The organism is Amycolatopsis orientalis DSM 43388 (genome assembly GCF_000411975.1).
Taxonomy (GTDB): Bacteria; Actinomycetota; Actinomycetes; order Mycobacteriales; family Pseudonocardiaceae; genus Amycolatopsis; species Amycolatopsis orientalis_D.
The window spans coordinates 42,844-62,440 of sequence record NZ_ASXG01000166.1; the positions used below are offsets into that span (position 1 = coordinate 42,844).

Here is a 19,597-nt window from a genome sequence, read left to right on the forward strand (position 1 = left end):
CGGGGCGGATGCCAGCCGTCCCGTCGCTCCCGGGCCCGCAAGGGAATTCAGTTGCCGGCCGCCGGAGCGGTCCGGGCGATCCGCGTGCCCGCCTTCTCCGTCGAGCCGCGGCCGGAACGGCCTGGCTGGCGCAAGAACAGCGTCATCACCGCCGACAGCAACGCGATGCACCCGGCCAGCACGTACGCGCCGGTGTAGCCCCACGCGGCGATCACCCCGGCCGCCAAACCGCCGCCGCCGACTCCGCCGACCAGTTTCGCGCTGTAGACGATGCCGTAGTTGGTCGCGTTGTGGTTCTCGCCGAAATAGTCCGGCACCAACGCGGCGAACAGCGGGTAGAACGCACCGCTGCCGAATCCGGTCAGCACCGCGAACACCATGAACCAGAACAGACTGTGCGTCTTGCCCGACCACAGCACCCCGAATTGCGCGACCGCCGCGATCACCAGCACCCAGAACAACGTCGCCTTGCGGCCGATCCGGTCGGACGCCCAGCCCACTATTCCGCGGCCGACGCCGTTCACGATCGCCAGGATTCCCGCCGAGGAAGCCGCCACGAACGCGCCGAACTGGCTTTCCTTGGCGAAATCGACCTGGAAATTGATCCCGAACAGCGAAACCCCGCCGATCACCACGAGCGTGACCCACATCAGCGGCAGCATTCCGGTGCGGATCGCCTCCATCGGCGTGAACTGCCGCACCGCGGGCGGGTTCTTCGCCAGGCTCCGCGCCTTCCCCGCCGCACTGCCCTTGAGCCAGGCGATCGGGTCGACCTCGGCGGGCCACCAGTTCTTCGGCGGATCCTTGAACAGGAACCCGCACAGCCCCACCACCACGAGCATGTACAGGCCGATCGCGTCGAGCGTGATCGTCACGTTCTCATGCCCGAGGAAGGCGCTGAACAGGTAAATGAACGGAACCGAACCGTACGCGAAACCGCCGTTCACGAACCCGGTGCGAGCACCGCGTTTCTCCGGATACCACTTCCCGACCATGTTGATGCACGTCGCGTACACGAGTCCGGCGCCGATCCCGCCGAGCACCGAATACCCGATGAACGCGACCACCAGATTTCCGCTGTGCGCGATGGAGAAGTAACCGATTCCGGAACACACCGCCCCGGCCAGCATCGCCGTTTTCGCCGAAACGACGTTCTTCTCCCGCAGCCGCCCGGCCGGGAACGCGACCCCGGCCTGGAACACGGCCCAGATGCTGGCGAGCCAGAACGCGTCCGACAACGACCAGCCGTATTTCTCTTCGAGCGTTCCTTCGACGGCTCCCCAGCCGTATTCGAACACGCTCACCGCCATCATGGCCACCCACGGCAGCCAGACCATCCAGCTGCGGGACCGGCCCATCAGGTCCCGAGGGCTCTCCCCGATCCGGTATGTCCGCCCGTTTTCGTCGACGATCTCCTGGTATGTCGGTTGGGCTGCGGTCATCAGAATTCTCTTTCGTCACCGTTGGCTTCGGTTCCCCGTCCCGGGCTGTCTCCGTTCTTCCCCCGAGCCGGGACGCGCCCGCGCGTCCCGGCGCCCCTTCCTCGCCGCGCACCGCTGACCAGCGGTTAGGTGTCGGGCAACGTACGCCTCCCTCCGGACTTGATCAAGGCAGCAGACCCGCCGAACGCGCCCAGCGGTACTTCGCGCCGAGCACCGCGACCGGCTTTTCGGTCGTGTACGGATAAGCGACGACCCCGTGTGCGTACAGGTGCTCGCTGGCCTGCTCGACCTCGACGTCCCCGGACAGCGAGGCCACCACCGGCTTGTGGATTCCCTTCCGCCGGAACTCCTCGACGACGTCCACGACCAGCTCCGCGAAGACCATCGGCGGCGTGACGATCGTGTGCCAGTAACCGAGAACCAACGAGTGAATACGATCGTCGGAAAGGCCGAGCGCGATGGTGTTCCGATAGGTCGACGGAGGTTCGCCGCCGGTGATGTCCACCGGGTTGCCGGCCGCGCCGAACGGCGGGATGTATTCGCGGAACGCCGCGTCGAGATCGTCCGGGATCCGCATCAGCGTCAGCCCGTTGTCCACGCAGGCGTCCGACAGCAGCACCCCGGAACCGCCCGCGCCGGTGATGATCACGACGTTCTCGCCCTTCGGCGTGGGCAGTTTCGGAACGCCTCGCGCGTATTCGAGCAGGTCGTTCAGCCCGGGCGCGCGAATCACGCCGCTCTGCCGCAGAATGTCGTCGTACACCCGGTCGTTTCCGGCCAGCGCGCCCGTGTGCGAGCCAGCGGCTTTGGCCCCTTCCGACGTCCGCCCGGCTTTCAGCACCACCACCGGTTTTTTCGCCGACACCCGTTTCGCGGTCTCGGCGAACGCGCGGCCGTCCTTGAGGTCTTCCAGGTGCATGGCCACGAGTTCGGTGTTGTCGTCGTGTTCGAAGAAGGTGAGGAGATCATCCTCGTCGATATCCGCTTTGTTCCCTACTCCGACGATCGCCGACACGCCCATCCCGGCCGAACGGCTGAAGCCGAGGATCGCCATCCCGATCCCGCCGCTCTGCGAGGACAGCGCGACGCCGCCTTTGACGTCATACGGGGTGCAAAACGTCGCCGACAGATTCTCCGGCGTGTAGTAGTAGCCGTAGATGTTCGGGCCGAGAATCCGCACGCCGTGCTTGCGCGCGATGGCCAAGACTTCGTTCTGCAGCTCGATGTTTCCGGTCTCGCCGAAACCGGACGGGATCAGAATCGCTCCGGCGACCCCCTTCGCGCCCGCCTCCTCCAATGCGGCCGGCACGAACTTGGCCGGGATCGCGAAGACGGCGACGTCCACGTCGCCGGGCACGTCCGCGATGCTCGGATACGCCTTGCGATCGAGGATTTCGGCAGCCTTCGGATTGATCGGGTAGATCTCGCCCGCGTAGCCGCCGTTGACGAGATTCTTCATCACCGAATTGCCGATCTTGCCGTCCTCGGCGGACGCGCCGATCACCGCGACCGCGGCCGGTTTCATGATCCGGTTCATCGCCGAGAGGATCTCCTCCAGGCTGAACCGCACCGGTTCTGCGGCCGCCGCCGGGTCGACGAGGATGCGCACGTCCACCGCGGTGGCCCCGGTGCCGGTGGCGAGCACCGGGTTCAGGTCGACCTCGGCCAGCTGCGGAAAGTCGGTGACCAACCGCGACAGCCGCTGCACGAGGTCGGCCAGCGCCGTCTTGTCCACCGCCTCACCGCCGCGCACTCCATTGAGGATTTCCGCGGCGGCGATACCGTCCACCATGGACCGCGCCTCGTCGGCACTGACGGGCGCGAGCCGGAAAGTGACGTCCTTCAGGACCTCGACCAGGACGCCGCCGAGTCCGAACGCGACGATCTTGCCGAAGCTCGGGTCGGTGACCGAACCGATGATCACCTCCTGCCCGCCAGTCAGCATCTGCTGTACTTGCACGCCGGTGATCCGCGCCGATGCGTCGTAGGCCTTGGCGTTGGCCAGGATTCTGGCGTAGCCGTCCGCGACTTCGTCCTCGCTGGCGAGGCCGACGAGCACCCCGCCGGCCTCAGTTTTGTGCAGGATGTCCGGCGACACGATCTTCAGCACCACCGGTAGGCCGATTTCGACCGCCTGCGCCACCGCTTCCTCGGCGGACGCGGCGAGCCGCTCCTGCGGCGTCGGAATGCCATAGGCCTCGCAGATCGCGCGGCCTTCCGGTGCGGTCAATGCGAAACGGCCTTCCTCAGCCGCGCACTTCAAGATCTTTTCGACCGTCGCGCGGTCAGTTTCCGTGGCCATCGTCAGATCACACCCGCCGTGCGCAGTTGCTCGACATCCGCCGCGCTGTAGCCGAGTTCGCCGAGCACCTCATCGTTGTGTTCGCCGAGCAACGGAGAACGCTGAACGTCCACCGGCGAGTCCGACAGCTTCAACGGGCAGCCGACGGTCTTGAACGCCCCGCGCTCCGGATGCGGGACCTCCACCACCGATCCCAGCTCGGCCAGCGTCTCGTCCTCGATCAGCTCCTTAGTGGACAGAATCGGTCCACAAGGGATGTTGCGCGCGTTGAGCAGCTCCATGACCTCCCATTTGGTGCGCTGCTCGGTCCATTCCTCGACCATCGCGAACACTTTGTCCAGTTTGGACAGCCGGGCCTCCGGGGTCGCCCAGTCCGGGTCCTCGGCGAGTTCCGGGCGGCCGATCAGCTCGGTCAGCGGAGCCCAGCCGACCGGCTGGACGATGACGTAGATGTAGTCGTTGGGCCCGCCCGGCGCGCAGCGCACCGCCCAGCCCGGCTGGCCGCCGCCGGACGCGTTGCCCGACCGCGGGACCTCGTCGCCGAACCGCTCGTTGGGGTACTCCCCCAGCGGCCCGTGCGCCAGCCGCTGCTGGTCGCGCAGCTTGACCCGGCACAGGTTGAGCACCGCGTCCTGCATCGCGACCTGCACCCGCTGCCCGCGCCCGGTGTTCGTGCGCTGGTACAACGCCGCCAGAATCGCCGCGACCAGGTGGATGCCGGTGCCCGAGTCGCCGATCTGCGCCCCGGTCGCGGTCGGCGGGCCCTCCTCGAAGCCGGTGGTGCTCATCGAGCCGCCCATCGCCTGCGCGATCACCTCGTAGGCCTTGAAATTCGCGTACCGGCCGGGTCCGAAGCCCTTGATGGACGCGTAGATCAGCCGGTCGTTGATCTCGTGCAACCGTTCCCAGGAGAACCCGAAACGGTCCACCACGCCGGGGCCGAAATTCTCCACCAGCACGTCCACTGAGGACACCAGCTTGGTGAAGACTTCCTTGCCCTGCTCGCTTTTCATGTTGAGCGTGATGCTGCGCTTGTTGGCGTTCAGCATCGTGAAGTACAGACTGTCCACTCCGGGCAGATCGCGCAGCTGGCCCCGGGTGATGTCGCCGCGGCCGGGGGTCTCGAGCTTCACGACGTCCGCGCCGAGCCAGGCGAGGACCTGGGTCGACGACGGTCCGGATTGGACGTGGGTCATGTCGAGGACGCGGATGCCCTCCAGTGCCTTTCCCATCTTCGGCTCCTCCCGACTACTTGTACATCGTCTGGTTCATGGTTCCGGGGGCGTAGGCGTCCGGGTCGACCCAGACGTTGATCAGCGACGGCTTGCCGGACTCCCGGGCGCGGCGCAGCGCCGGCGCGATGTCCGCCGGGTCGCGGACCTCCTCGCCGTAGCCGCCGAGCATCCGGGCGAACTGGTCGTAGGGCACGTCGCCGAGGGTGTTGCCGACGCGTTCGCGGGCCAGGCCGTATTTCTGCGCCTGCCCGTAACGGATCTGGTTCATCGACGAGTTGTTTCCGACGATCCCGACGAACGGGAGATCGAACCGCACCAGCGTCTCGAAATCCCAGCCAGTGAGGGAAAACGCGCCGTCGCCGAAGAGCGCGACGACCTCCTGGTCCGGACGCGCGTGCTTCGCGGCGAGCACGAACGGAACGCCGACGCCGAGCGTCCCGAGCGGACCGGGGTCCATCCAGTGGCCGGGCGCCTTCGGCTGCACGACCTGGCCGGAGAACGTGACGATGTCGCCGCCGTCGCCGATGTAGATCGAATCCTCGGTCAGGAACTCGTTGATCTCGTGCACCAGGCGGTACGGATGGATCGGATTCGCGTCGGAATGCTGCTGCGGCAGCCGCTTCTGCTTGGCTTTCTCTTCGACCGCGCGCAATTCTTCCAGCCAGGGCTTGCGCCCGACCGCGCCGTTGTCCACCCGGCCGGACGCCGCTTGCGCGACCGCGGCGAGGATCTGTCCCGCGTCGCCGACAATGCCGAGGTCGATGTCGCGGTTCTTGCCGACCGTGCGGTAGTCGAGGTCGATCTGCACCACCTTCGCGTCCGGGGAAAGCCGTTTGCCGTAACCCATCCGGAAGTCGAACGGGGTGCCGACGATGACGATGACGTCCGCGTTGTCGAAGGCGTACCGGCGGGAAAGCTGGAAGTGGTGGGGATCGCCCGGCGGCAGGGTTCCTCGTCCGGCGCCGTTCATGTACGCCGGGATGTTGAGCGTGCGCACGAGCTCCGTCGCGGGCTCGGTCGCGCGGGTCGTCCAGACCTGACTGCCGAGCAGAATGGCCGGTTTTTTGGCGTGCACCAGGAGGTCCGCGAGCTTTTCGACGTCCGCCGGATCGCCCGAGTTCCGCGTGGAGGCGCGGTAGCGGCCGGACTGCGGGATGCGCGCGTTCTCCAGCGACACCCGGGCGTCGAGGACGTCGCGGGGAATCTCCAAAAAGGACGGTCCGGGCGCGCCCGCGAACGCTTCCCGGAACGCCATCGACACCAGGTCCGCGGCGCGCGAGGTGTGCGGGACGGTGGCGGCGAACTTGGTGATCGGCGTCATCATGTCCACGTGCGGGAGGTCCTGCAACGAGCCCATTTTGTGCTGGCTCAACGCGCCTTGGCCGCCGATCAGCAGCATCGGGCTCTCCGCGCGCAACGCGTTCGCGACGCCGGTGACCGCGTCGGTCGTCCCCGGTCCCGCCGTCACCACCGCACAGCCAGGACGCCCGGTGATCCGCGCGTACCCGTCGGCCGCGTGCGCCGCGACCTGCTCGTGGCGGACGTCGATGACGCTGATGCCCTCGTCGACGCAGCCGTCGTAGATGTCGATGATGTGACCGCCGCAGAGGGTGAAAATGGTGTCGACGCCTTCGGCTTTCAGGGCTTTCGCGACCAAGTGCCCGCCGGAGATCGTGTCCGTTCGGTGTTCCCCGGGCCGGCTGGCCTGCCCGTTCTCGCCGGCTTGGCCGACGCCGTTCTCGCCGGTGTGCTGGCCTGCTTGCCGGCCGGTCGTGGTGGGCGACATGCGCAACTCCTCCTGTCCCGCGCCGGACCTCTCTGACCCGCGCGCTCGTCCCGGTCTGCTCGTGCCTCTCCGCGGCCCGCCGGCTCAGTCGCCGCAGGTCAGCGGCTCGTCGCCGGAAGACTGTAGATTGCATACCGTATGAGGTAGGCATTAGACTTACTCCTCGAGCCGCCCGCTGTCCAGGGGCATCCGCAGGTTTGTCCGGCCGACCGGCCGGGCGATCCGCCGCCGGATTCGACGAGCGGCTCAGTGGCTGGTTTCGCGGTTCGGGTCGCTAGCTGGTTTCGCGGTTCGGCTTGGCGGATGGAGAGGCGGTTCGTCGGCTGATTCACGGGGCGCGCTGGCTGCTTCACGGGTCGGCCTGCTGCGCGGCAGGCCGGGTCGGTTCACGAACCGGCGGATTCATCGGCCGGGTCCCGCCCGGGCGTTCGACGGGCGGGACGCTGGCTCGTTCACGGATTCGTCTGCCGCGCGGCAGGACGAATCGGCGGGCGGCTCGGTTCACGAACCGGCGGCGAGTTCGCCTGTCGTGCCCCGTCCGGGGTCGATGGGTGGCTCGTTGGCTGGTTCGGGAAGCCGTCCTGACGCGCGGCAGGACGCCTCACGAACCGGCGGGCTCACCGGCCGATCCCGCCTGGGCGTTCGGCGGGCGGGACGGTGACTGGTCGGTGAAGTCGTCCTGACGCGCGGCGGGACGACGCTCACTGCCCCGGCGCGGCGGCGAGTTCACCGGCTGGGCAGCTCGGTCGCGCGAGCCGTGGATCAGCGGCACAGGTCGCGCCCGCGAGTTCGCACTGGCAGTGCGGATCGGGCGCGGCGGCGGGGATTCCGGCTTGCTCCACAGCCTCAGGGGGGCGAGCCGGAACGGCTGGTTCGGCGGCGCTCCGACGAGGTCGGGTCTCCACCGCACCCGCGCGGCCGGAGGCGGAGACCGGGCCGCGCTCCCCGACCGCAGCCGCCGCCTGCCCGACTGGCCGGCAAGCCCCAGCCCCGACTGACCGGCAAGCTCCGACCCCGACCCGCGAGCTCACACCCACCGACCGACCGGAAAGCCCCCAATCCACCGACCGACAAGCCCAACCCACCGACCCGAAGAAGACCCGCTCCCCCACCTCCGCAAGGAAGGAATTCCGATGGACCTCTTGGAACACCAAGCGCGCGACCTCTTCGCCGCGCACGGCGTGCCAGTTCCCCGCGGCCGTCTCGCGGCGACGCCGGACGAAGCTCGTGCCGCGGCCGTTGAACTCGGCGGCAGAGTTGTGGTCAAGGCACAGGTCAAGACCGGCGGGCGGGGCAAGGCGGGTGGCGTCAAGCTCGCCGCGGACGCGGAGGACGCGGCGCGGGTCGCGGGCGAGATCCTCGGCATGGACCTCAAGGGCCACCGCGTCCGTCGCGTGCTCGTGACCGAGGCCAGCGAGATCGCCGACGAGTACTACGTCTCCTACCTGCTCGACCGCGCGGACCGGACTTTTCTCGCGATGGCGTCGGCGGCGGGCGGCATGGACATCGAGGAGGTCGCCGCGACTCGGCCGGAGGCGTTGGTCAAGGTGCCGATCGACCTTCGCGTCGGGGTCGATCTCGTCAAGGCGCGCAGGATCGCCGCGGCGGCGCGGCTTCCGGTCGAGGCGGCCGGCGTGCTGGTTCGGCTGTGGGACGTGTTCACCGCCGAGGACGCCACGCTCGTCGAGGTCAATCCGCTCGCCCGCACGCGCGGCGGGGAAATCGTCGCGCTCGACGGGAAGGTCACGCTCGACGGCAACGCCGCGTTCCGGCATCCCGGGCACCGCGCGTTCGCCGAAGCAGAAGCCGCGGATCCGCTTGAGCAGCTGGCCGCCGAGCAGGGGCTCAACTACGTGAAGCTGGACGGCGACATCGGCGTGATCGGCAACGGCGCCGGGCTCGTGATGTCCACTCTGGATGTAGTGGCTGCCGCGGCACGGGACGCGGGAGCGGTCGGGCCGGCGAACTTTCTCGACATCGGCGGCGGAGCGTCGGCGGAGGTGATGTCGGCCGGGCTGGGGGTGATTCTCGGGGACCCGGCGGTACGCAGCGTGTTCGTGAACGTCTTCGGCGGGATCACGGCGTGCGACGCGGTCGCGGACGGCATCGTGAAAGCCTTGGCGCTGCTGGGCGATCGCGCGACGAAGCCGTTGGTCGTCCGGCTCGACGGGAACAACGTCGCGGAAGGAAGGCGGATCCTCGGCGAGGCAGCGCATCCGCTGGTCACAGTGGTCGCGACGATGGACGACGCCGCGCGCGAAGCGGCCAAGCTCGCGGCCGGGGCGGAGGGCTGACCGATGGCGATTTTCCTCGACGAAGCCAGCCGCGTCCTCGTTTCCGGCATCACCGGCGCGGAGGGCGCCAAGCACACCCGGCGGATGCTGGCCGCGGGCACGAATGTGGTGGGCGGCGTGAATCCGCGCAAGGCCGGGCAGACCGTTTCCTTCGACGGACACGAATTGCCGGTCTTCGGCGGCGTCGCCGAGGCGAGCGCGGAGACCGGTGCGGACGTAGTGGTCTTGTTCGTGCCGCCGCCGTTCGTGAAGGACGCGGTGCTCGAAGCGGTCGACGCGGGCATCGGGCTCGCGGTGGTGATCACCGAGGGCGTGCCGGTGCACGACGCCGCCGCGTTCTGGGCGCGCGCACGCGAAAGCCGCACCCGGATCATCGGGCCGAACTGTCCCGGGCTCATCTCCCCCGGGCGGTCCAACGCCGGGATCATCCCCGCCGACATCACCGGCCCCGGCCGGATCGGGCTGGTGTCGAAATCCGGCACGCTCACCTACCAGCTCATGCACGAACTCCGCGACATCGGCTTCTCCAGCTGCGTCGGCATCGGCGGCGACCCGGTCATCGGCACCACGCACATCGACGCGGTCGAGGCGTTCGAGAAGGACCCGGACACCGACGTCATCGTGCTGATCGGCGAGATCGGCGGCGACGCGGAGGAGCGCGCGGCGGCGTATGTGCGGGAAAACGTGCAGAAGCCGGTCGTCGGCTACGTCGCGGGATTCACCGCTCCGGAAGGCAAGACCATGGGCCACGCCGGCGCCATCGTGTCCGGGTCGGCGGGGACCGCGGCCGCCAAGAAGGAAGCCCTCGAGGCCGCCGGGATCCGGGTCGGGCGCACGCCCAGCGAGACCGCCCGGCTGGTTCGGGAGGTGCTCGCCGGAACCAGCTGACCCCGGAAATACCGGAACAGGCGCAGTACTACCACCGGAGTGGCTAAGGCCGGGAGGACCGATGGACTTGCGGCAGCTGGAAACCGTCGTCGCGGTGGCCGAGGAGGGCGGCTTCACGGCTGCCGCGCGCCGGCTGCACACGGTGCAGTCGACAGTGTCCACTGTGGTCCGTGCGCTCGAACGGGATCTCGGCACCGAACTGTTCGAGCGCACCACTCACCGGGTCACGCTGACGCCCGCGGGCAAAGCGTTTCTCCCGGCCGCCCGCACCGCGTTGGAGGCGGCCAGCCATGCTCGGGCGACGGTCGACCGGGCGCGCTGGCAGATCACCGGCGAGGTCCGGATCGGCGTCATGCCCGGCGCCTGGCCGGACCCGCATCGGGCGCTGAGCGCCTTGCGCCGGGACCACCCGGGCGTGCGCGTGCTGGTGCGGACCGCGCCGCCGCACCAGCTGCGCGAGGCGGTCGTGACGTCCGCGGTGGACATCGTGGTCGCGGTCGCCGGCTGCGCGCCGAGCGACGGGTTGGTGAGCCGTCCGGTCCGGCGCGAGGAAATGGTGCTGGTCACCGCGCACGGCGACGGGGCCGCGGATCGTCCGGTGTCCGCCGCCGAAGCCGCCAGCGCCGCGGTCGTCGACTTCGCGCCGGGCTGGGCGATCCGGGAGACGACCGACCGGACGTTCCAGTCGGCTCGGGTGCGCCGGACCGTCGTGCACGAGGTGACCGACGCGCCCGCCGCGGCCGAACTGGTCCGGCACGATCTCGGCGGCTGCGTGCTGCCGGTGTCCGTCGCCGCGCGTTTCCCGGACCTGACCGGACGCCGGTTCTCCCGCGGCGGCCCGGCCTGGAACATCACCGCCAGCCACGCCGAAGATCCGCGACCGGCGGTAGCGGCGGTGCTGCGGCACCTGACCTGAACCGGCGCACCGGCCGAAGCGGCGAAGGCCGGGCAGTGCCGAAGACCACGCCGGAGCGGGCCGGCTCTTACCGTTTTCTCACCCTGGTCAAGCCGACGGCTAACCGGGCTCGGCGAGTGTGGTCCGAAAGGATCACCCCCTCCGGAGCCGCCCATGTCCGCCACCGTCGCGACGCCCCGCCTCGCCCCGCAGCGGCGTCCGGTCCGCGCGTGGTGGCGGGACGCGGCCGGCCTGACCGCCTGGTTCAGCCTGCTGTTCGCGACCGCGCTCTGGGTTTCGGGCCGGGGCTTGCAGCAACTCGGGTCCCCGGCCGGATTCCTCACTTCCGCCGGACGGCTCTGCGGGCTGCTGTCGGCGGACCTGCTCCTGCTGCAGGTGCTGCTGATGGCACGGATTCCGTGGGTCGAACGCAGCTACGGCCAGGACCAGCTGGCCAGGCGGCACCGGCTCGCCGGATTCTCCTCGATCGTCTTGATGATCGCCCACGTCGTCCTGATCAGCCTCGGGTACGCCGCGACCGACCGCTCCGGCCTGGTCGCCGAAGTCTGGTCGCTGGTGACCACTTACCCGGGAATGCTCCTGGCGACCGCGGGCACGGGTGCGCTGATCATGGTCGCGGCGACGTCGGTGCGCGCGGCACGGCGCCGCCTGCGGTACGAGTCGTGGCATCTGCTGCACCTCTACGCCTATCTCGGCGCCGGTCTCGCGCTGCCGCACCAGCTGTGGACCGGCGCCGACTTCACCGCCTCGCCGACGGCGACCGTTTTCTGGTGGACGGCGTACGCCGCGGCGGCCGGCGCGGTGCTGGTGTTCCGTCTCGGACGGCCGGTGTGGCTCAACGCGCGCCATCGGCTCGTCGTCGAACGGGTCGTGCGCGAGGGCCGCGGCGTCGTCTCGGTCTACCTGCGCGGCCGTCGCCTCGACCGGCTTCCGGTGTCGGCGGGCCAGTTCTTCGTGTGGCGGTTCTTCCCCGGCCCGGGCTGGACTCGCGGCAAGCCGTTCTCCCTGTCGGCCGCGCCGAACGGGGACCGGCTCCGGATCACCGCCAAGGACCTGGGCCCGGGCAGCCGCCGGCTCGCCGCTCTGGTCCCGGGGACCCGCGCCTTGTTCGAAGGCCCCTACGGCAGGCTCACCGGAACTGTCCGAAAAGGACCGAAGCTGGCGATGTTCGCGTCCGGGATCGGAATCACGCCGTTGCGCGCGCTGCTGGCCGAACTGTCCTATCAGCCCGACGGCGCCGTGTTGCTGTACCGGGCCGGGCGGCCGGACGAACTGCTCTTCCGCCGCGAGCTGGAGGACCTGGCCGTGCGCCGGGGCGTCCGGATCCATTACCTGGTCGGCCGGCGTTCCCGGGACCGCTCGTCGTGGCTGCCCGCCGGTTACGCCCCGGCGGCCGACGACGCCGTCCTGCACGACCTCGTGCCCGGGATCGCCGACCACGACGTCTACGTCTGCGGTCCCGACGCCTGGACGGCCGCGGTGGTCGGCAGCGCACGCCGGGCCGGCGTCCCCGCCGATCGGGTCCATTCCGAACGATTCGCTTGGTAGGAAAGGACTTCGGATGCGCAGGATCGCTCTCGCTTTCGCCGCGACCGTATCGGTCGTCGTGCTGCTGTTCAGCTACCGCACGAGCACCGGCCCGGCTCCGGCCGCCGCGAACCGGCCGCTCGGCGGGAACCTGGCGCCGCCCGCCGCGGGTCCGTCCACCTCCGGCGCACCGGGTCCGTCCGCCTCGGCGAGCCCGTCGGCCGCCGGCGGGGACGGCACGTTCACCGGCGCCGCCGCCGACACCGACTACGGCCCGGTCCAGGTGCGGATCACCGTCTCCGGCGGGCGCATCACCGACGCGCAGGCTGTCCAGTACCCGCAGGAAAGCGGCCGCGACGTCCGGATCAACTCCACCGCCGTGCCTGAGCTCAACCAGGAGGTGCTGCAGGCCCAGAGCGCCCGGATCGACGCGGTCAGCGGTGCCACCTACACCTCGCAGGGCTACCAGCAGTCCCTCCAGTCGGCGCTCGACGCCGCCCGCCGATGACCGCCGCCGACCGGCGGCACCGGTCCTGGAGCGAGCCGATCATGGGCACGCAGATCAGCCTCCACCTGCGCGGTCCGCTCGCCGGCGTCGACCCCGTCGTGGCCGCGGTGTTCGCGGATCTGCGCAAGGCCGACGCACTGTTCAGCACCTACCGACCCGACAGCGAGGTCAGCGCCATCCGCCGCCGCGCGCTCTCCCCGGCGCGGGCCCACCCGTGGGTCGCCGAAGTGGTGGCGCTCTGCGACGAGGCCAGGGAACGCACGGAGGGCTACTTCGACGCGTGGCTGCCCGGCGGATTCGACCCGTCCGGGATCGTCAAGGGCTGGGCGGCCGAGTGCGCCGCCGCCCGTCTCGCGCGGCTGCCCGGCGTCGACTACTACCTCAACGCCGGCGGCGACATCACCGGCCGCGCCGCCGAAGGCCCGCCATGGCGAGTCGGCGTTCAGGATCCCGCCTGTCCGCACGCTTTCCTCGCTGTGGTCCCGCTCCGCGACGGCGGGATCGCGACCTCCGGTTCCGCCGAACGCGGTCCGCACATCCTCGACCCGCACACCGGCGACCCCGCGGGCGAACTGCTCGCCCTGACCGTCACCGGCCCGACGCTGCTGTGGGCCGACGTCTTCGCCACCGCGGCCTTCGCCCGCGGCGGAACCGACGTCGAACGCTGGGTCGCCGCCCGCGCACCGGGTTACCGCGTCGCCGCTGTCGTGCGGGCAGCCCGGACCTGACCCCGTGCCCGCCGAGCGGACGGCGCACCGAATCAGTGCACCGCCCGTTCCCGCCCGCCCCAATGCCGCGCGCGGAGGTCGCGTTTCAGGATCTTGCCCGCTCCGGACAGCGGAAGGCTTTCCACGAATTCCACGCTGCGCGGAGTCTTGTACCCGGCGATGCGCTGCTTGCAGAACTCGCGGAGTTCTTCCGCGTCGGCGGTGCGGCCCGCGGCGAGCACGACGACGGCGTGGACGCGTTCGCCGAACTCGCTGTCCGGCACGCCGATGACCGCGCAGGATTCGACCGCGGGGTGCAGCGCGAGCGCCTTCTCCACTTCGACGGAGTAGACGTTTTCGCCGCCGGTGACGATCATGTCCTTGATCCGGTCGACGATGTAGACGTAGCCGTCCTCGTCCATCCGGCCGCCGTCGCCGGTGTGCATCCAGCCGTCCCGGACCGCCTGCGCGGTGGCTTCCGGCTGGTTCCAGTAGCCCAGCATCACGTGCCCGCCGCGCGAAACGACCTCGCCGACGGTGCCGCGCGGCACCTCGTTGTCCTGGTCGTCGACGATCCGGACCTCCGCGTGCGGTGCGGCCCGGCCCGCCGAGAGCCGGCGGCGCGGGTCGTCGTGGTCTTCGGGCAGCAGCAGCGTCGCGACCGGCGACAGCTCGGTCATGCCGTAAGCCTGCACGAAACCGGCGTTCGGGAAGAGCGCCATGGCTTTCTCCAGCACCGGTTCGGAAATCGGGGACGCCCCGTAGATCAGGTGGCGCACCCCGGAAAGGTCGTAGCCGTCGGTGCCCGGATGGCTGACGAGCATCCCGATCATGGTGGGGACCAGCAGCGCGCTGGTCACCTGGTGCTCGCTGAACGCGGCGAGCACGCCGGCCGGGTCGAACGCGGGCACGATCACGTGCGCGCCGCCGATCGCGGTCTGCGCGGCCCAGGCCGCACCGTCGGCGAGATGGAACATCGGGGCGGCGTGCAGCATCCGGCCGCCCGGCTCGCAGAACCGGCCGGTCGCGGCCGACCCCAGCGCCGAGGTCAGCAGGTTGTCGTGGCTGAGCATGACGCCCTTGGCCGAACCCGTCGTGCCGCCGGTGTAGTAGACGCCGGCCAGGGATCCCCCGCCGCGCCGGGCGTCTTCGACCGGCTCCGCGGCGGCGACCAGCTCTTCATAGCCGAGCATGCCCTCGGGCGGCGCTCCGTCGCCGCAGTAGACCACCGTCGTCAGCCCGGGATGTTCCTGCCGCAACGCCGGGACCATCGGGGCGAATTTCTCGTCGACGAACAACACCCGGGCGTCGCACTCGACGAGCGAGCCGCTGATCTCCGGCACCGCCCAGCGAATGTTCACCGGCACGAACACCGCGTCCGCCCAGGGAACCGCGAGCAGGAATTCGGCGTAACGGTCCGAGTTCAGGGCGAGAATCGCGACGCGATCCCCTTGCCGCACCCCGGCTTCCCGAAGCGCCCCGGCGAGGCGGGCGACCCGCTCGGCAGTCTCGGCGAAAGTCCGCTCGCGCTCGCCGAAGACCGTGGACGGAGCGTCGGGAGTTTGCTGCACGGACCGGTGCAGCCCCTGCGTCAAATACATCTTCGTCGGCTCCGTCCACTCGCGTTGTGAACTTCAGCTAGCGCACCTCGACACACAATGACCCCTTGACAATGGACTGTCAAGGAAGACACCCTTCGAAGTGAATAGCGACTAGTCTTGGGTAGGTGGGATGAAGCAACGGGTCCGGGTGGCGGGCGTGGGCATGGCGCCCTTCGCGACACCCAGCAAGAGCGAGCCCTACGACGTGCTGGCCGAGCGCGCGGTCAAGGCGGCGCTGGCCGACGCCGGGATCGGCCTGGCTTCCGTGCAGCAGGCCTACGCCGGCTATGTGTACGGCGATTCGACCTGCGGGCAGCACGCGCTGTACCGGGTCGGGATGACCGGCGTGCCGGTGGTGAACGTGAACAACAACTGCTCCACTGGTTCCTCGGCGCTGTTCCTCGCCCGGCAAGCAGTCGCGTCCGGCGCCGCCGATTGCGTGCTGGCCTTCGGGTTCGAGCAGATGCAGCGAGGCGCGCTCAAGGCGCACTGGGACGACCGGCCGGACCCCTTCCACCGCTTCGACGAAGTGCTGGAGAAAGCGCAAGGCCCCGCGGATGGCGTGCCGATGGCGCCGCGGTACTTCGGCGGGGCCGGCGCGGCCTACGCCGAGCGGTACGGCACCGCGCCGGAGACCTTTGCCGCCATCTCGGTCAAGGCGCGGCGGCACGCGGCGAACAATCCCTACGCGGTGTTTCGCGAGCCCGTCACGGTCGAGGAGGTGCTTGCCGCACCGCACATTTACGGCCCGCTGACCAGGCTGCAGTGCTGCCCGCCGACCTGCGGCGCCGCCGCCGCGGTCATCGCCAGCGAGGATTTCGCCCGAGCGCACGGGCTCCGCACCGACGTGGCGATCGCCGCGCAGGCGATGACCACCGACACGGAAAGCTCGTTCGACGGCGATCCGATGAAACTGGTCGGGTACGACATGGCCAAGGCCGCGGCGCGGCAGGTGTACGAGGCCGCCGGGATCGGGCCGGAGGACATCCGCGTCGCCGAGCTGCACGACTGCTTCACTTCCAACGAACTGATCAGCTACGAAGCGCTCGGGCTGACCGGCGAGGGCACCGCGGAGAAGTTCATCGCCGACGGCGACAACACCTACGGCGGCCGCGTGGTCACGAACCCGTCCGGCGGGCTGCTGTGCAAGGGGCATCCGCTGGGCGCGACCGGACTTGCCCAGTGCGCCGAACTCACTTGGCAGCTGCGCGGCGAGGCGGGACCGCGCCAGGTCGACGACGTCACCGTGGCGCTGCAGCACAACATCGGGCTCGGCGGGGCCGCGGTCGTGACGCTGTACGAGAAGGCACGGTGAGCATGCCGATCGACGCGTCCGCCAAGGGCCGGTCCTTGCCGCCGGTCGCCATGACCGTGGAGGCCGGACGGCTCGCGTTCTTCGCCAAGGCGATCGGACAGGGCGATCCGCGCTCTTGCCCGCCGGACGGCCGGCTGCCGGTGCCGCCGACGTTCCTGTTCGGCATCGAACTGGAGCAGCCCGATCCGTTCGCCTGGCTCGCCGGGATCGGCGTGGACCTGCGCCACGTGCTGCACGGCGAGCAGTCGTTCACTTACCACTCGATGGCCTACGCGGGCGACACGCTCGTCGCGTCCCCGCGGATCGCCGACATCTACGCGAAAAAGGGCGGAGCGCTCCAGTTCGTGGTCAAACACACCGCCGTCGCCCGCGACGACGGCACCCCGGTCGCCGATCTCGAAAGCGTCCTCGTCGTCCGGGATCCGGAGGCCGCCCGATGACCGCGGACGTCACGGCGGGGACCGCACTGCCGCCGCTCGAACTGCCGGAGATCTCCCGGACCGACCTCGCGCTGTTCGCCGGCGCTTCCGGCGACCACAACCCGATCCACCTCGATCTCGACGTCGCCCGGTCGGCCGGGCTCGAGGACGTCTTCGCCCACGGCATGCTCTCCATGGCCTACCTCGGGCGGCTGCTGACCGGCTGGGCGCCGCAGGAGCGCATTCGGTCGTTCCGGGTGCGCTTCGCCGCCGTCACCCCGGTCCGCGGCAGGCCCACGTGCACCGGCCGGGTCGTCTCGGCAGAGGACGGCCTGGCCACGCTCGAACTCGCCGTCACGCTCGCGGACGGCACGACCACGCTCACCGGCGAAGCGATCGTCGCTCTCTGAAAGGACATCCATGGGCAAGCTGGACGGCAAGACCGCCATCGTCTCCGGCTCCGGCCGCGGCATCGGCCGGGAGATCGCGCTCAAACTCGCCTCGGAAGGAGCCGCCGTCGTGGTCAACGACCTCGACGACGCTCCGGCCAAGCAGACCGCGGCCGACATCCAGTCCGCCGGCGGCCAGGCCGTGGCGTGCGCGGGCAGCGTCACCGAGGACGGGTTCGCCGAACGGTTCGTGCGGGCGGCGACCGAGTCCTTCGGCGGGCTGGACATCATCGTGAACAACGCGGGCTACACCTGGGACGGGGTCGTCCAGAAGATGACCGACGAGCAGTGGGACGCGATCCTCGACGTGCATCTCAAGGCGCCGTTCCGGATTCTGCGAGCCGCCCAGCCGGTGCTGTCCGCGGCGGTCAAATCCGCGCGAGCGAACGGGGAACCGGTGCCGTGCCGCAAAGTCGTCAACATCTCCTCGATCGCCGGGCTGGGCGGCAACGCCGGACAGGCCAACTACGCCGCCGCGAAAGCGGGCGTCACCGGGCTCACCAAGACGATGGCCAAGGAGTGGGGCCGCTACCACGTCACCGTCAACACTGTCGCGTTCGGACTGATCAAGACCCGGCTGACCGAGGCCCCGGCCGGCGGCGGAAGCACGATCGACGTGGCGGGCCGCGAAATCAAGGTCGGCGTCAACCCCGATCTGCTCGCCACGATGGAACAGCAGATTCCGCTCGGCCGCGCCGGAACGCCCGCCGAGGCCGCCGGGGCGGTGTACCTGCTGTGCACGCCGGAGTCCGACTACATCAGCGCGCAGACCCTGGTCTGCGGCGGCGGGTTCTTCATGTGACGAGTTCTCCTGGCCCGTGCACACCGACGGTGGCGGTTCCCCGGCCCGCCGCCGTCGCCCGGGCTCCGCTGAGATGATGAAGGCGGCCGCTCGCCGCGGGCAGGCTGAGGACCGACCGAGAGGACCGGGCATGACGACCGCACCCGCCGCCCCCGCCGCGGGGAAACGGCCGCGCAACCGCCGCGCGCTGATCGTCGCCGCCGCCTCCGACCTGTTCGCCCGCGACGGCTACGACCAGACCACGATGAGCGACATCGCGGCCGCGGTCGCCATCGGCCCGTCCGCGGTGTACCGGCATTTCCCCGGCAAACAGCAGCTCCTCGCCGAGGTCGTCACCGCCGGGCTGTCCCCGGCGCAGGAGCTGGTCGACGCGCTCGACCTCGGCGACCGGGCGGCCGCGCTCCCCCGGCTCGCCGCGCTCACCCTCGACCAGCGCCATCTCGGCGTGCTGTGGCAACGCGAAGCCCGGCACCTCGCCGACGACGACCGCGTTCGCCTGCGCGCGCAGCTCCGCCGGATCGGCCGCGTGCTCGCCGAGCGCGTCCAGGCCGTCCGTCCGGCGCTCGGCCCGGCTGCCGCCGACCTGCTCGCCTGGTCGATGATCGCGGTCCTCTCCAGCCCCTCGTTCCACCGCATCGACCTGCCGCGGCCGCGACACGACCACCTCCTCGCCGAGCTGCTGGCGACCGTGCTCGACACCGACCCGCCCGCCGCGTTCGCCACCGCGCCGCCCGCGCCCCCGGCCGCCGGGCTCACCCCGGCTTCCCGCCGCGAAGCCCTGCTCGACCAAGCCGTGCGCATGTTCGCCGCACACGGATACCGCGACGTCGGGGTCGAGGACATCGGCGCCGCCGTCGGGATCAGCGGCCCCAGCGTGTACAACCACTACCCCAGCAAACTGGACATGCTGACGATCGCGTTCCACCGCGGCACCGCCGCGCTCTTCACCGACGTCTCGGCGGCTTACACCACCGCGACGAGCGCCGAGGACGCCCTGCGCACGCTCATCCGGTCCTACGTCGCGTTCGGCCGCGCCCACCACGATCTGCTCGGCCTGCTCGTCACCGAGATCAGCCACCTGCCCGCCGACGAACGCGAGCGCCGCCGGCAGGCACAGCGCGATTACCTCGCCGAATGGACCCATCTGCTCCGGCAAGTCCACCCCGGACTCGACCGCGCCGCCGCGCGGCTCCGGGTGGACGCCGCGATCGACGTCGTCAACAGCGCGGTTCGCACCCCGCACCTGCGCCGCAACCCGGATCTCCCGGCGGCGCTGGAAACCCTGGCGGCGCGGCTGCTCCGGCTGCCCGAGCCCGCACGGTAGTCCCAAGACGGCCCGGAACCCTCGGCGGACCGGCTCAGGCGCGCTAGCCGGAACCCCGTTGCCGTGCGGCAGCAAACGCCGC

At 70.4% G+C, this 19,597-nt stretch carries 16 protein-coding genes; 11 read left to right on the plus strand and 5 right to left on the minus strand.

Features of this window, described 5'->3' with window-relative positions; all coding sequences use genetic code 11:
- Window positions 1-47: 47 nt before the first annotated feature.
- The 4 genes from L942_RS34100 to L942_RS34115 all read right to left on the minus strand — a co-directional run bounded on the left by L942_RS34100 (window position 48) and on the right by L942_RS34115 (window position 6,765).
- Window positions 48-1,442: an OFA family MFS transporter gene (locus L942_RS34100; protein WP_037368184.1), complete on the minus strand. Its 1,395-nt coding sequence runs from the start codon at window positions 1,440-1,442 to the stop codon at window positions 48-50.
- Window positions 1,443-1,605: 163 nt separating this feature from the next.
- The gene (locus tag L942_RS34105; protein ID WP_037368185.1) at window positions 1,606-3,744 is read right to left on the minus strand and encodes an acetate--CoA ligase family protein; all 2,139 of its coding nucleotides are present in this window, start codon (window positions 3,742-3,744) and stop codon (window positions 1,606-1,608) included.
- A 2-nt stretch (window positions 3,745-3,746) separates the two neighbouring features.
- Window positions 3,747-4,976, minus strand: a complete 1,230-nt coding sequence (gene frc, locus L942_RS34110) for a formyl-CoA transferase (RefSeq protein ID WP_037368187.1) — start codon at window positions 4,974-4,976, stop codon at window positions 3,747-3,749.
- Window positions 4,977-4,992: 16 nt separating this feature from the next.
- The gene (locus L942_RS34115) at window positions 4,993-6,765 is read right to left on the minus strand and encodes a thiamine pyrophosphate-binding protein (RefSeq protein ID WP_106965140.1); all 1,773 of its coding nucleotides are present in this window, start codon (window positions 6,763-6,765) and stop codon (window positions 4,993-4,995) included.
- Window positions 6,766-7,898: 1,133 nt separating this feature from the next.
- On the opposite strand from L942_RS34115, the gene sucC reads away from it, so the two are divergent.
- From sucC to L942_RS34145, 6 genes are all read left to right on the plus strand, one after another.
- Entirely contained in the window at window positions 7,899-9,059 is a 1,161-nt protein-coding gene (gene sucC, locus L942_RS34120) for an ADP-forming succinate--CoA ligase subunit beta (RefSeq protein WP_037368188.1), read from the plus strand.
- 3 nt (window positions 9,060-9,062) lie between these two features.
- On the plus strand, window positions 9,063-9,947 hold the full coding sequence (sucD, locus tag L942_RS34125; RefSeq protein ID WP_037368191.1) for a succinate--CoA ligase subunit alpha: 885 nt from the start codon (window positions 9,063-9,065) through the stop codon (window positions 9,945-9,947).
- 61 nt (window positions 9,948-10,008) lie between these two features.
- A complete protein-coding gene (locus L942_RS34130; protein ID WP_037368192.1) occupies window positions 10,009-10,863 on the plus strand; it encodes a LysR family transcriptional regulator in 855 nt (284 codons plus the stop codon).
- 153 nt (window positions 10,864-11,016) lie between these two features.
- The gene (locus L942_RS34135) at window positions 11,017-12,411 is read left to right on the plus strand and encodes a ferredoxin reductase family protein (protein ID WP_037368193.1); all 1,395 of its coding nucleotides are present in this window, start codon (window positions 11,017-11,019) and stop codon (window positions 12,409-12,411) included.
- A 13-nt stretch (window positions 12,412-12,424) separates the two neighbouring features.
- The gene (locus tag L942_RS34140; protein WP_037368195.1) at window positions 12,425-12,898 is read left to right on the plus strand and encodes an FMN-binding protein; all 474 of its coding nucleotides are present in this window, start codon (window positions 12,425-12,427) and stop codon (window positions 12,896-12,898) included.
- On the plus strand, window positions 12,895-13,626 hold the full coding sequence (locus tag L942_RS34145; protein ID WP_235079568.1) for an FAD:protein FMN transferase: 732 nt from the start codon (window positions 12,895-12,897) through the stop codon (window positions 13,624-13,626). Before L942_RS34140 ends, L942_RS34145 begins: the two co-directional genes overlap by 4 nt.
- 32 nt (window positions 13,627-13,658) lie before the next feature.
- Here the strand turns inward: L942_RS34145 and L942_RS34150 are convergent, their stop codons facing one another.
- The gene (locus L942_RS34150) at window positions 13,659-15,206 is read right to left on the minus strand and encodes a long-chain-fatty-acid--CoA ligase (protein ID WP_037368196.1); all 1,548 of its coding nucleotides are present in this window, start codon (window positions 15,204-15,206) and stop codon (window positions 13,659-13,661) included.
- Between the two features lie 130 nt (window positions 15,207-15,336).
- On the opposite strand from L942_RS34150, the gene L942_RS34155 reads away from it, so the two are divergent.
- The 5 genes from L942_RS34155 to L942_RS34175 all read left to right on the plus strand — a co-directional run bounded on the left by L942_RS34155 (window position 15,337) and on the right by L942_RS34175 (window position 19,515).
- The gene (locus L942_RS34155) at window positions 15,337-16,521 is read left to right on the plus strand and encodes a lipid-transfer protein (protein WP_037368198.1); all 1,185 of its coding nucleotides are present in this window, start codon (window positions 15,337-15,339) and stop codon (window positions 16,519-16,521) included.
- A 2-nt stretch (window positions 16,522-16,523) separates the two neighbouring features.
- Window positions 16,524-16,961, plus strand: a complete 438-nt coding sequence (locus L942_RS34160) for an FAS1-like dehydratase domain-containing protein (protein ID WP_037368201.1) — start codon at window positions 16,524-16,526, stop codon at window positions 16,959-16,961.
- Complete coding sequence (locus tag L942_RS34165) at window positions 16,958-17,350, plus strand: MaoC/PaaZ C-terminal domain-containing protein (protein WP_037368203.1); 393 nt, start codon at window positions 16,958-16,960, stop codon at window positions 17,348-17,350. Before L942_RS34160 ends, L942_RS34165 begins: the two co-directional genes overlap by 4 nt.
- A gap of 10 nt (window positions 17,351-17,360) precedes the next feature.
- Window positions 17,361-18,191 (plus strand): SDR family NAD(P)-dependent oxidoreductase, encoded by an 831-nt coding sequence (locus L942_RS34170; RefSeq protein WP_037368205.1) that lies wholly within the window; start codon window positions 17,361-17,363, stop codon window positions 18,189-18,191.
- 130 nt (window positions 18,192-18,321) lie between these two features.
- A complete protein-coding gene (locus L942_RS34175) occupies window positions 18,322-19,515 on the plus strand; it encodes a TetR/AcrR family transcriptional regulator (RefSeq protein WP_037368207.1) in 1,194 nt (397 codons plus the stop codon).
- The last annotated feature ends 82 nt before the right edge of the window (window positions 19,516-19,597 follow it).